The organism is Klebsiella sp. R445, from assembly GCF_051131755.1.
In the GTDB taxonomy this organism is placed as follows: Bacteria; Pseudomonadota; Gammaproteobacteria; order Enterobacterales; family Enterobacteriaceae; genus Klebsiella; species Klebsiella lignicola.
Window position 1 is genome coordinate 2263547 of the sequence record NZ_CP180446.1, and the last position, 11939, is coordinate 2275485.

Annotated in this window: 13 protein-coding genes; all 13 read left to right on the forward strand. The window is 60.6% G+C overall.

Going from position 1 to position 11939, the window contains the following annotated elements; all coding sequences use genetic code 11:
- The first annotated feature begins 257 nt into the window (after window positions 1-257).
- From gspC to ACMYSN_RS10620, 13 genes are read left to right on the forward strand one after another with little or no spacing between them, the layout of a single operon-like run.
- Window positions 258-1118: a type II secretion system protein GspC gene (gene gspC / locus ACMYSN_RS10560; RefSeq protein ID WP_462497952.1), complete on the forward strand. Its 861-nt coding sequence runs from the start codon at window positions 258-260 to the stop codon at window positions 1116-1118.
- A 27-nt stretch (window positions 1119-1145) separates the two neighbouring features.
- Window positions 1146-3101: a type II secretion system protein D gene (gene pulD / locus ACMYSN_RS10565; RefSeq protein WP_462498242.1), complete on the forward strand. Its 1956-nt coding sequence runs from the start codon at window positions 1146-1148 to the stop codon at window positions 3099-3101.
- On the forward strand, window positions 3098-4591 hold the full coding sequence (gspE, locus tag ACMYSN_RS10570; RefSeq protein WP_462497953.1) for a GspE/PulE family protein: 1494 nt from the start codon (window positions 3098-3100) through the stop codon (window positions 4589-4591). Before pulD ends, gspE begins: the two co-directional genes overlap by 4 nt.
- 1 nt (window position 4592) lies before the next feature.
- Window positions 4593-5807, forward strand: a complete 1215-nt coding sequence (gene gspF / locus ACMYSN_RS10575) for a type II secretion system protein GspF (RefSeq protein ID WP_462497954.1) — start codon at window positions 4593-4595, stop codon at window positions 5805-5807.
- A 20-nt stretch (window positions 5808-5827) separates the two neighbouring features.
- Window positions 5828-6250, forward strand: coding sequence for a type II secretion system protein GspG (gene gspG, locus ACMYSN_RS10580; protein ID WP_462497955.1), 423 nt, complete (start codon window positions 5828-5830; stop codon window positions 6248-6250).
- Window positions 6250-6768 (forward strand): type II secretion system minor pseudopilin GspH, encoded by a 519-nt coding sequence (gspH, locus tag ACMYSN_RS10585; protein WP_462497956.1) that lies wholly within the window; start codon window positions 6250-6252, stop codon window positions 6766-6768. The genes gspG and gspH overlap by 1 nt, the downstream gene beginning before the upstream one ends.
- Complete coding sequence (gene gspI / locus ACMYSN_RS10590; protein WP_462497957.1) at window positions 6765-7130, forward strand: type II secretion system minor pseudopilin GspI; 366 nt, start codon at window positions 6765-6767, stop codon at window positions 7128-7130. The genes gspH and gspI overlap by 4 nt, the downstream gene beginning before the upstream one ends.
- 11 nt (window positions 7131-7141) lie before the next feature.
- The gene (gene gspJ, locus ACMYSN_RS10595) at window positions 7142-7726 is read left to right on the forward strand and encodes a type II secretion system minor pseudopilin GspJ (protein WP_462498243.1); all 585 of its coding nucleotides are present in this window, start codon (window positions 7142-7144) and stop codon (window positions 7724-7726) included.
- Window positions 7723-8709: a type II secretion system minor pseudopilin gene (gene gspK / locus ACMYSN_RS10600; protein ID WP_462497958.1), complete on the forward strand. Its 987-nt coding sequence runs from the start codon at window positions 7723-7725 to the stop codon at window positions 8707-8709. Before gspJ ends, gspK begins: the two co-directional genes overlap by 4 nt.
- The gene (gspL, locus tag ACMYSN_RS10605) at window positions 8696-9898 is read left to right on the forward strand and encodes a type II secretion system protein L (RefSeq protein ID WP_462497959.1); all 1203 of its coding nucleotides are present in this window, start codon (window positions 8696-8698) and stop codon (window positions 9896-9898) included. The genes gspK and gspL overlap by 14 nt, the downstream gene beginning before the upstream one ends.
- A complete protein-coding gene (gspM, locus tag ACMYSN_RS10610; protein WP_462497960.1) occupies window positions 9891-10388 on the forward strand; it encodes a type II secretion system protein GspM in 498 nt (165 codons plus the stop codon). The genes gspL and gspM overlap by 8 nt, the downstream gene beginning before the upstream one ends.
- Entirely contained in the window at window positions 10378-11118 is a 741-nt protein-coding gene (locus ACMYSN_RS10615; protein WP_462497961.1) for a type II secretion system protein N, read from the forward strand. Before gspM ends, ACMYSN_RS10615 begins: the two co-directional genes overlap by 11 nt.
- 15 nt (window positions 11119-11133) lie before the next feature.
- The gene (locus tag ACMYSN_RS10620) at window positions 11134-11931 is read left to right on the forward strand and encodes a prepilin peptidase (RefSeq protein ID WP_462497962.1); all 798 of its coding nucleotides are present in this window, start codon (window positions 11134-11136) and stop codon (window positions 11929-11931) included.
- Window positions 11932-11939: the final 8 nt, after the last annotated feature.

Sequence of the window (11939 nt, forward strand, 5' to 3'; positions counted from 1 at the left end):
GAGGGTAAGAAAGATGTTTATCTGTGAAGCGCCGCAATTAGATATTTTTGTTTTCTCCGGTTCAATCATCCATTAACAATTAATGGGGGGGCGTAGGCGGCCGGGGGAGTAGAAATAAAAAGGGAATGACGACCCGGATCGCAAAACTCATTATGATTCGCGACGACCCGTTCGGTTTCTCGAAATACCAGCTCGCAATATAAAAAAATCACCCACCAATACAGGTAGGGAGACCGTACTGCCTCGAGGGAAATTAAATGAGCGACAAAATAAAAAGATATATTTCTGTGATGCGGTTAACAATAATAAATAAAAAAAATATTCCTCACACCTCATCAATCGTCATGCTCATCATTTTATTACTGACTGCCCAACAGCTGGCTAAATTAAGCTGGCGGACGATCGTCCCGGCCCCCGCTCCCGATATTGAGATTAACGACACTGCCGAACCTGCGGCAATTCTCCCGGCAGCCAAAACGGAATTACCGCGCTTCACGCTGTTTGGCCGCGCGGAGCAAACATCGCCGTCCTCTTCCGCTGACGGCAGCCTCGAACAGGCCCCGCTCTCCGCGCTTAAGTTGCGGATCACCGGCCTGCTCACCAGCAGCGATGCATCACGCTCAATCGCGATCATGGCTAAAGGGAATCAACAGGTTAGCCTGATGACTGGCGACAGTACACCGGGCAATGAAGCGCGGATTATCGCGATTCTGGCCGACCGTATTATTGTGAACTACCGTGGGCGGAATGAAGCGATTTTATTGAATGACGACGCCACGGAAAAAGCGGCGACGCCCTCCGCTACTCCGCAAACGCCACGTCTCAGCCAGATTCGCCAGCAGCCACAGAGTATTCTTAATTATCTCAATATTTCTGCGGTCATGGTCAATGAACAACTCAGCGGATATCGGCTCAACCCGGGTAAAGACCCCACGCTTTTCCGTGAATCAGGTTTACATGAAAACGATCTGGCGGTGGCTTTAAACGGTCTTGATCTCCGCGACAAACAACAAGCTCAGCAGGCATTAAAACAGCTTCCGGAGCTCAATGAAATAACGCTTACCGTCGAACGTGAAGGCCAGCGACAAGATATCTATTTAGCTTTGAGGGATGAATAATTGGCAAACGCAACGATTTTCCGCCTGATGTTCATCACCCTGATGATATTCAGCTCGCTGTTATTCAGACCGGCCGGGGCTGAAGAATTTTCCGCCAGTTTTAAAGGAACGGATATTCAGGAATTTATTAATACGGTGAGTAAAAACCTGAATAAAACGGTGATCATTGACCCCAGCGTACGCGGGACAATTACCGTCCGCAGCTACGATATGCTCAATGAAGAACAATATTATCAGTTTTTCCTTAGCGTACTGGATGTCTATGGTTTCGCCGTTATCAATATGAATAACGGCGTGCTGAAAGTGGTCCGCTCAAAAGATGCCAAAACCGCAGCAGTACCGGTAGCCAGCGATGCCGCCCCCGGTGAAGGGGATGAAGTCGTGACCCGGGTTGTGCCGTTGACCAACGTCGCCGCCCGCGATCTGGCGCCGCTGCTGCGCCAGCTCAACGATAACGCCGGTGCCGGTAGCGTGGTCCACTACGAACCGTCTAACGTCCTGCTGATGACCGGACGGGCCGCGGTGATCAAGCGCCTGTTAACCATCGTAGAGCGCGTTGATAATGCCGGCGATCGCAGCGTGGTGACGGTCCCGCTGTCGTGGGCCTCGGCGGCCGACGTCGTCAAACTGGTCAACGAGCTGAACAAAGACACCAGCAAATCCGCCCTTCCCGGCTCGATGGTGGCAAACGTGGTCGCCGACGAACGCACCAACGCCGTGCTGGTCAGCGGCGAGCCGAACTCCCGTCAACGCATCATCGCCATGATTAAGCAACTCGACCGCCAGCAGGCGGTGCAGGGAAATACCAAAGTTATCTATCTTAAGTACGCCAAAGCGGCCGATCTGGTGGAAGTATTAACCGGGATCAGCAGCACGATACAAAGCGAAAAGCAGAGCGCCAAACCGGTGGCCGCGCTCGATAAAAATATCATTATCAAAGCCCACAGCCAGACCAACGCCCTGATTGTCACCGCCGCACCGGACGTCATGAACGACCTTGAGCGGGTTATCACCCAGCTGGATATTCGCCGCCCGCAGGTGCTGGTTGAGGCGATCATTGCCGAAGTTCAGGACGCCGACGGCCTCAATCTGGGAGTCCAGTGGGGCAACAAAAATGCCGGCATGACCCAGTTCACCAACAGCGGTCTGCCCATTTCGACGGTGGTCGCCGGGGCCAATCAATACAACCAGGACGGCACCCTCACCAGCTCGCTGTCCAGCGCCTTAAGCTCGTTTAACGGCATCGCCGCTGGGTTCTATCAGGGGAACTGGGCCATGCTGCTGACCGCGCTCTCCAGCAGCACCAAAAACGATATTCTCGCCACCCCCAGCATCGTCACTCTCGACAACATGGAAGCGACCTTTAACGTCGGCCAGGAAGTGCCGGTGCTCAGTGGCTCGCAAACCACCTCCGGGGATAACATCTTCAACACCGTGGAACGTAAAACCGTCGGCATCAAGCTGAAGGTCAAACCGCAGATCAACGAAGGCGACTCGGTACTGCTGGAGATCGAGCAAGAAGTGTCCAGCGTCGCCGACTCCTCCTCCAGCACCAGCTCGGATTTGGGAGCCACCTTCAACACCCGTACGGTCAACAATGCGGTGCTGGTGGGCAGCGGCGAAACCGTGGTCGTCGGCGGGCTGCTGGATAAGAGCGTCACCGACACCGCCGATAAGGTGCCTCTGCTCGGCGATATTCCGGTAATTGGCGCCCTGTTCCGCTCCAGCAACAAGAAAGTCTCCAAGCGTAACCTGATGCTGTTTATCCGCCCGACGATCATTCGCGATCGGGATAGCTACCGTCGGGCCTCGTCCGGCCAGTACGAGGCCTTTAACGAAGCCCAGACCAAACAGCGCGGCAAAGAGAACAACGAGGCCCTGCTGAACGAAGAGCGGCTACAGATTTACCCCCGCCAGGATACCGTGGCGTTCCGCCAGATCAGCGCCGCCATTGATGCCTTCAACCTTGGAGGTACCCCATGATGCCGGTAACCGAGCCTCGCCCGCTGCTGCCATTCGCCTATGCCCGCACCCACAATATCGTGCTGTTGAACGATGGCGTCTCGTGCCTGGCCCACTGTCTGAGCAGCACCTCCGCGCAGGCATTGCTGGAGGCCCGGCGGGTGGCCGACGGCCCGATTACCGTCGTGCGCCTCACCAGCGAAGCGTTTGAAAAGCTGCTGGTGCTCAGCTACCAGCGTGACTCGGCGGAAGCCCGGCGCATGATGGCCGATATCGGCAATGAGCTGGATCTCTACACCCTGGCAGAAGAGCTGCCGGATAGCGATGACCTGCTGGACAGCGACGACGACGCGCCAATCATCCGCCTGATTAACGCCATGCTGACCGAGGCCATCAAAGAAAAAGCTTCAGATATTCATATCGAAACCTATGAACGTCACCTGCAAATTCGCTTTCGCGTGGATGGCGTGCTGCGTGAGATCCTGCGCCCGCAGCGGCGCCTCGCCGCGCTGCTGATCTCACGCATAAAAGTCATGGCCAGCCTCGATATCGCGGAAAAACGCATTCCTCAGGATGGACGAATGGCGCTACGCATCGGCGGGCGGGCGATCGATGTTCGCGTCTCAACGCTGCCTTCCAGCTATGGCGAACGCGTGGTATTGCGTCTGCTGGACAAAAACAGCGTCAACCTCGACCTGCTCACCCTCGGGATGCCGCCGGCGCTGCTACAGCAGGTCGACGATCTGATGGCCCGTCCGCACGGCATCATTCTGGTCACCGGCCCGACCGGCTCAGGCAAGAGCACCACGCTGTACGCTGCCCTCAGCCGGCTTGACACCCGTGAGCGCAATATCATGACCATTGAAGACCCGGTCGAATATGAACTGGAGGGCATTGGCCAGACTCAGGTGAATGCCAAAGTGGAGATGACCTTTGCCCGCGGTCTGCGGGCGATCTTACGTCAGGATCCAGACGTAGTGCTGGTCGGTGAAATCCGCGATGGCGAGACGGCACAAATTGCCGTCCAGGCCTCGCTGACCGGGCACCTGGTGCTTTCCACCCTCCATACCAACAGCGCGCTGGGGGCCATTTCGCGCCTGCAGGATATGGGGGTGGAGCCATTTTTACTCTCGACCTCGCTGCTGGCGGTGATGTCGCAACGGCTGGTGCGCCAGCTCTGCCCGCACTGTCGCCAGCCGCAGCCGGCCAATGCTCAGACCGCCAGCCAGATGGCAATCCCCCCGGGAACCCCGCTGTGGCGGGCGGTGGGCTGCGCGGAATGCAGTTTCACCGGCTATCGCGGCCGTACAGGGATCCACGAACTGCTGCGGGTTGACGACCGCGTACGCAGGGCGATCCACCGGGGAGAAAACGAAGTCACGCTGATCCAGCAGCTGGGCGAAGACTACACCACGCTGCGGGATGCCGGGCGCGCGAAGGCGCTGGCCGGTATCACCAGTTGGGAAGAGGTGCTCAGAGTGACCGAACAGCGAACAACGGAAGCAGACTAAGATGGCTATTTTCCGCTATCAGGCGCTCGATACGCGTGGCAAAACCCAGCGCGGGGTACAGCAGGCCGATTCCGCCCGTCATGCACGTCAGTTACTGCGCGATAAAGGCTGGTTGCCCCTGGAGATCGACGCCGTCGAACGCGCCTCGCCAGGCGCCGCCCACTCGCTGTTAACACGGCGCACCAGCGCCAGCGATCTGGCTTTGCTGACCCGTCAACTGGCCACCCTGGTGGCAGCGGCCATTCCGTTAGAGAAAGCGCTGGATGCCGTGGCCCAGCAGTGTGAAAAAGCACACCTCAAAACCCTGATGGCAGGCGTACGCAGCAAGGTCCTGGAAGGCCATTCGCTGGCCGAGGCCATGCGCGGTTATCCGGGATGTTTTGATCGACTGTACTGCGCCATGGTGGCCGCAGGCGAAACCTCCGGCCACCTCGACGGTGTCCTCAACCGTCTGGCGGACTATACCGAACAGCGCCAGCAGCTGCGCGCCCGCCTGCTGCTGGCGATGATCTACCCCATTGTCCTGACGCTGGTCGCCGTCAGCGTCATCGCTATTTTACTCTCTACGGTGGTGCCCAAAGTCGTCGACCAGTTCATCCATCTGAAGCAGGCGCTGCCGTTCTCTACCCGATTGCTCATGGCTCTCAGCGATATCGTCCGTACCGCCGGCCCCTGGCTGCTGCTGGCCCTGCTCGCCGGCGGCCTGCTGTTGCATTACCTCTTACGCCAGCCGGCGCGTCGCCTGCTGTGGCACAAACAGCTGCTGCGCCTGCCACTGACAGGCCGGGTGGCACGCAGCATCAACAGCGCCCGCTACGCCCGGACCTTAAGCATTCTGAATGCCAGCGCCGTTCCGCTGCTGCTGGCAATGCGCATCAGCGCGGAAGTGCTGAGCAACGCCTGGGCGCGCCGCCAGCTGGAGGCGGCCACCGAAGCGGTCCGCGAAGGTATCAGCCTGCATCGCGCCCTCGAAATGACCACCCTCTTCCCGCCCATGATGCGGTACATGGTCGCCAGCGGCGAGCAGAGCGGAGAACTCGACGGCATGCTGGCACGTGCCGCTGACAACCAGGACCGTGAGCTGAGCGCACAGATACAGATGGCGCTCAGCCTGTTTGAACCTTTGCTGGTGGTGGTGATGGCCGGAATGGTGTTGTTCATCGTTCTGGCGATCCTGCAACCGATCCTGCAGCTCAACACCCTTATGAGTATGTAATTGTCTTAATGGAGAAAAATATGCAACGGCAGCGCGGCTTCACGTTACTCGAAATTATGGTGGTGATTGTCATCCTCGGCATTCTTGCCAGCCTGGTGGTGCCCAACTTAATGGGCAACAAAGAAAAAGCGGACCGCCAGAAGGTGGTCAGCGATCTGGTGGCGCTGGAGGGAGCGCTGGATATGTACAAGCTGGATAACAGCCGCTACCCCAACAGCGAACAGGGGCTGCAGGCGCTGGTCAGCCGCCCCACCGGCGAGCCGCAGGCGCGCAACTACCCGGAAGGGGGATACATCCGCCGCCTGCCTCAGGATCCGTGGGGCAACGACTATCAGTTGCTCAGCCCGGGCCAGCACGGTCAGATCGATGTCTTTAGCGTCGGCCCTGACGGCGTACCGGATACCAATGACGATATCGGCAACTGGACTATCGGGAAAAAATAGTGCGACAGCGCGGCTTCACGTTACTGGAAATGATGCTCATTTTGCTATTGATGGGCGTCAGCGCAAGCATGGTGCTGCTGGCCTTTCCGACGGTGCGCGACGACAACGCGACGCAGACCCTCGAGCGCTTTCAGACTCAGCTGCGCGTTATCCGCGAACGCGGGCTGCAGACCGGGCAGTTCTTTGGCATCTCGGTTCACCCTGACCGCTGGCAGTTTATGTTGCTGCAACCGCAGGATGAGCGTGAGCCGGAGAACACCTCGGATAACCGCTGGGCCGGTTATCACTGGCAGCCGCTGCCATCCGACCGCGTCGCGACCGCCGGCCAGGTCGCTGCGGGAAAACTCACCCTGGTCTTCCCACATGATGCCCAATGGACCCCGGGGGAGCAGCCCGATATCCTGCTGTTTCCCGGTGGCGAAGTGACACCGTTCCAGCTCCTGCTCGACGGGACGGCGGGAATTGCCGTCGATGCCCGCGGCACCGTCCAACCGGCACAACAGGACGACACCCCATGAAATCACAAGCCGGGATGACGCTCCTCGAAGTTATGGTGGCATTGGTGGTCTTCGCCCTCGCCGGACTGTCCGTGATGCAGGCCACGCTCCAGCAAACCCGCCACCTGGGACGAATGGAAGAGAAAACCCTCGCCAGCTGGCTTGCGGATAACCAGCTGGTACAGCTGAAACTGGAAAACCACTGGCCGGCGCTGCGAGACTCAGAAACCACGGTACAGGCGGCGGGCAGCAGCTGGCATATCCGCTGGAAAGGGGTGGAAACGGAGCTTCCGCAGCTGCGGGCGCTGGATGTGGAAGTCCGTCACGATAAGCGTGATAAAACGCCGATCGCCTCCCTGCGCACCTACGTGACTCAGCCATGATCGGACGCAAGATGCACGGCTTCACCCTCGTGGAAATGCTGCTGGCGCTGGCGATACTGGCAGCGCTGAGCGTGGCGGCAATGGCGGTGCTGCAAAACGTTATCCGCGCGGATATCCTGACTCGCGACAGGACACAGCAGATGCAGGCACTGCAGCACACCTTCGGCCAGATGTCCTCCGACATCAACCAAATCATTGCACGTCGAAACCGCGAGAGCAGCAGCCTCTTTTTTGCCGGACGTTACCAGCTCAGCAGTGATGACTGGGCGATAAGCTTCAGCCGCAACGGCTGGCCGAACCCGCTGGGAATGCTGCCGCGCTCAGAGATCCAGAACGTCAGCTATCGTCTACGTCAGCAGCGCCTTGAGCGCCTGAGCTATGACCAGCAGGATCCGCTGACCGGTGCGCAACCGACGGTGGAGGTTGTTCAGGAGGGCGTCCAGGCATTCCGCCTGCGCTTTTACACCAGCGGCCGCTGGCAAGAACGCTGGGACAACACCCAAAGCCTGCCCCAAGGGCTCGAAGTGACCCTGACGCTGGACGGCTATGGCGACATCACCCGTCTGTTCCTGATAACCCAGAGTTCCAGCCAATGAATCACCGTCAGCGCGGGGTCGCGCTCCTGATGGTACTGCTGATTCTGGCCCTGATGATGGTGCTGGCGAGCGCCATCACCGAGCGAACGGCGCAACTCTATCAGCAGACCGCCACCACCCTCGATAACCTGCAGGCGAAATGGTACGCGCTTGGCGCTGAAACCATGGCGGCCGCCCTGCTACAACGCGACGCGCTGGACTCCCCCAATCAAACGCATCTCGGGCAAAACTGGGCCCAGGAAGGACGGCGTTTCACGGTCGATGGCGGCGAGATCGGCGCCACGATCCGCGACGGTCAGGCCTGCTTCAACCTGAACGCGATCAACCAGCACAACGCTGAGGAGAGCGAAGATACGCCCTGGCCGGCAGCGACCTTTATCCGCCTGCTGGAGAATCTCGGCGAAGAGCCGCTGCACGCACGCCAGCTCACCGCCGCGCTTGGTGACTGGGTCGACAGCGATCGCGAGCCACGGCTTAACGGCGGCGAAGACGAGGTGTATATGGTGGGAACACCGGGATACCTTGCCGCTAACCAGAAGATACAGGACGTCAGCGAGCTGCGCCTGCTCAACGGGATGGACGCGGAGCTATATCAACGCCTGCTTCCCTACGTGTGCGCCCTGCCGGACGACGCGCTGCAGATCAACATCAATACCCTCAGACCCGGTCAGGCACGGCTGCTGATGGCGCTGTTTCCCAGCGGCGTGAATCTTCAGCAGGCGCAGCAGATGTTGCAGGATCGCCCGCAGAGCGGCTGGAACAGCGTCGCTGCCTTCCTGGCTCTGCCAGCCTTACAGCAAAGCGATACTGCCGCCGCCCGCCCCTGGCTGGCGGTTCGCAGCGAGCGCTTTGTCGCCGCCTTTACCGTGGCGATGGGCAGCACCCAGTATCAACAACGTAGCGTCCTGCAAAAAGAAGGCCGCACGTTCCGCATTACCCAGCGGCAATATGGACGCTATAGGATGGCCGATGAATCACGATAAAATAGCGCACCGCGCGATGCTCATTGTACGTCTTGCCGCACCCGACGCGCCCGTTGCCTGGCGGCTGGTCTGCCCGGACGACCCGCAGCAGGAGACCGCTGGCGAATGGTCCGCCTCCGGCGATGACGCCACGCTCCCCAGGCTGGCGGAACGCGTTCCCGCCTGGGTACTGATACCGGCCAGCGACTGCGCCTTCCATGACCTCACGCTTCCGCCGGGGCTGCGCAAACCACCGCTGCAGGTATTGCCGTTTTTGCTGGAAGAGCAGCTGGCCACCGACGTCGAAGAGACCCACTTCGCCCTGCTCCATCGCCAGCGGGAGCGCTGTTCGGTGGTGGCGATTGCGCGGCAGAAAATGGCTGACTGGCTGGCCCGCTGCGATAATCTGGGGTTGACGCTACTGGCTCTGACGCCGGATGTATTGACCCTGCCTTACCACCCCGACCGCTGGAGCGCGGTCCGGAGCGATGGCCAATGGCTGGTTCGCCAGGATGCCTGGTGCGCAATGGCGGCGGAAGATAGCTGGCTTGCGGAACTGCTTGCCTGTTGGGAAAACCTGCCGCCGATCGACTGCTTCTCTCCGCCCCCCGCGGCCTCCGCCCCGTGGCACCCGCTCGCGCCGCAGGATCTACTCGCGCTGGCGGCGGCGAACCCGGCAGCCCGCAGCATCTGCCTGCGTCAGGGCCGTTTTGCCCCACAGCGTCGCTGGCAGCCTGCCGCTCAACGCTGGCGCCCGGCCCTGTTCGCCACCGTGGCGCTGACGCTGCTGTGGAGCACCAACGCGGTACTCGATCACCTGTCCCTTAGCCGCCAGGCGGATGCCGCCCGGGAGGCCAGCCTGGCGTTCTATCGCCACTGGTTCAGCCACGATAAAAACATCATCAACCCACGGTTGCAGATGCAGCAGCACCTGCGCCAGCTGGAGACCACCACCACGGCATCCCCGCTGATTAACCATATCCGCACCCTGCAGAATGTTGTCTCTGACACTCCAGGGATCCAACTGCGGACACTGAGCTGGGACGCCACCCGCAACATGCTACAGCTCGATGTTTCCGCAGTTTCTGCGCGGGCGCTGGAGCAGTTCACCGCCCGCGCGCAGACGGGATTTCGCGTGCGCACGGGGGAGATGAAGCCCCGCCCCGATGGCATTGACGGGCGCCTGACGCTGGAGGGCCACGATGGTTGATGTTCGAGCATTATGGCAACAGCGTACCCGCCGGGAACAGGGGTTGTTGATCGGCATGGGCGTGCTGTTGCTTGCGGGAACGATCTGGTCTGCCATCTGGCAGCCCTGGCTCAACCGGGAAGCGCAGTGGCAACAAACGCTCGCCAAAGAGCAGGCCAGCCTGCGCTGGATGCAGCAGCAAACACCGCGACTCCAGCAGCTCGCCCGCCAACAACCAGCCGCTCCGGCCACGGCGACCAGGGAAGAGCTCTCCGCCATCGTCATGCGGGAGGCCTCTCGTCAGGCGCTGACGATCGTCCGGCTACAGCCGCAGGGTGCACGGGTCAACGTGACGCTCCAGCCCTGCACCTTTCAGGCGCTGCTCGCCTGGCTGGATCTCATCTCCCACCAGGGGATACTCGCCCCGACCCTGGCGGTCAGCGCCGATCCCGCCCGGCCCGGCTGGGTGACGGTCAATACCCTGATACTGGAGCGTCAGCATGAGCAATAAAATCATGTTCGGCCTGCTGTTTTCGGCGCTCTATCTGGTGTGGCTGCTGGTGAGCGCACCGGCCTGGCTTATGACCTTCGTACTGCCAGATGAGGTCAACAGCAGCGGGCTTTCCGGCACCTTGTGGCAAGGTGAAGCCCGGCAGTTGAGCTGGCGCGGTATGCGCCTCAATCATCTCAGTTGGGCACTGACCTTCTCTTCCGGCCTGCCAGGCTGGCGGGTCACCTTTCACGATCCCGATGGATTACGCGGCCAGGTCTCGCTGTCTCCCCTGTCGGCGCTGAGAGTGCAAAACGCGCATCTCACGATGCCGGCCAGCCTCGCCAGACGCTGGCTGACGCCGACGCTGCCGGTGGAGGCCAGCGGGCTGATTACCCTGCACCTGCCGGAAGGCCGCTTTAACCGCGCCGGCTGTCAGCAGGTCTCCGGAGGCCGCGCGCAGTGGCAGCAGGCGCAATTACGCTCCCCGGCAGGTTCACTGGAACTGGTCAAGGTGAGCGGCACATTTCGCTGCACGCCCGCCGGCGCGCTGGCGCTGACCCTCAGCCAGGACTCGCATCAGCTCAGCCTCAGCGGGCAAGGTACCCTGAGTCCCGACGGACGCTACGCCTTTCACGGCCAGCTTCAGACACGCCAGTCAACCCCAGCACTGCTCGCCCTGCTGATGAACCAAAATCAGCGCAAGGATGAGCAGGGACGCATTCCCTGGCAGCTGCAGGGAAAATGGTAACCCCCAGGAGACATCATGACGCTATTGAGTGCATTTTCGCTGCAGTTTCCCCTGGTATGGGGCGTATTTTTGTTTATTTTCGGCCTGACGTTCGGCAGCTTTTTTAACGTGGTGATTCATCGTTTACCGCTGATGATGCAGCAAGAAGACAACCCGCGATTCAACCTCTGCGTGCCCGCCTCGTTCTGCCCGCAGTGCCGGCGTCCCCTTCTCTGGCGGGATAACATTCCCCTGCTGAGCTATCTCGCGCTGAAGGGGCATTCGCGCTGCTGCCAGCAGCCGATTTCTCGCCGTTATCCGCTGACGGAGCTGGCCAGCGGGCTGCTCTTTATGCTGGCGGGCAGTCTGCTGACGCCGGGATTACCGCTACTGGGGGGGCTGATCCTGCTCTCCACGCTGCTGGTGCTGGCAATTATTGACGGGAAGACGCAGCTTCTGCCGGATCGCCTGACGCTGCCGCTGCTGTGGGCCGGCCTGCTCTTCAATCTTCACGGGACCTTTGTTCCGCTTGCCGATGCGGTGATCGGCGCCATGGCGGGCTATTTATCGCTGTGGGCGGTGTACTGGCTGTTTCGCCTGCTGACCAGCAAGGAGGCGCTGGGTTACGGGGATTTTAAGCTGCTGGCCGCACTCGGCGCGTGGTCTGGCTGGGAGCTTCTGCCGCAGACGCTGCTGTGCGCATCTGCCAGCGGTCTGATCTGGACCTTACTGCAACGCCGAATCACGCTTCAGTCGCTGGATCAGCCGCTGGCCTTCGGCCCCTGGCTGGCGCTGGCCGGTAGCGGGCTGTTCCTGTGGAATCAGACGCTGTAACCGCTACG

What these genes read in the sequence shown, in the direction of transcription:
- gspC (WP_462497952.1), top strand. Translation starts at nt 258, where the DNA reads ATGAGCGACAAAATAAAAAGATATATTTCTGTGATGCGGTTAACAATA.
- pulD (WP_462498242.1), top strand. Translation starts at nt 1,146, where the DNA reads ATGTTCATCACCCTGATGATATTCAGCTCGCTGTTATTCAGACCGGCC.
- gspE (WP_462497953.1), top strand. Translation starts at nt 3,098, where the DNA reads ATGATGCCGGTAACCGAGCCTCGCCCGCTGCTGCCATTCGCCTATGCC.
- gspF (WP_462497954.1), top strand. Translation starts at nt 4,593, where the DNA reads ATGGCTATTTTCCGCTATCAGGCGCTCGATACGCGTGGCAAAACCCAG.
- gspG (WP_462497955.1), top strand. Translation starts at nt 5,828, where the DNA reads ATGCAACGGCAGCGCGGCTTCACGTTACTCGAAATTATGGTGGTGATT.
- gspI (WP_462497957.1), top strand. Translation starts at nt 6,765, where the DNA reads ATGAAATCACAAGCCGGGATGACGCTCCTCGAAGTTATGGTGGCATTG.
- gspJ (WP_462498243.1), top strand. Translation starts at nt 7,142, where the DNA reads ATGCACGGCTTCACCCTCGTGGAAATGCTGCTGGCGCTGGCGATACTG.
- gspK (WP_462497958.1), top strand. Translation starts at nt 7,723, where the DNA reads ATGAATCACCGTCAGCGCGGGGTCGCGCTCCTGATGGTACTGCTGATT.
- gspL (WP_462497959.1), top strand. Translation starts at nt 8,696, where the DNA reads ATGAATCACGATAAAATAGCGCACCGCGCGATGCTCATTGTACGTCTT.
- gspM (WP_462497960.1), top strand. Translation starts at nt 9,891, where the DNA reads ATGGTTGATGTTCGAGCATTATGGCAACAGCGTACCCGCCGGGAACAG.
- ACMYSN_RS10615 (WP_462497961.1), top strand. Translation starts at nt 10,378, where the DNA reads ATGAGCAATAAAATCATGTTCGGCCTGCTGTTTTCGGCGCTCTATCTG.
- ACMYSN_RS10620 (WP_462497962.1), top strand. Translation starts at nt 11,134, where the DNA reads ATGACGCTATTGAGTGCATTTTCGCTGCAGTTTCCCCTGGTATGGGGC.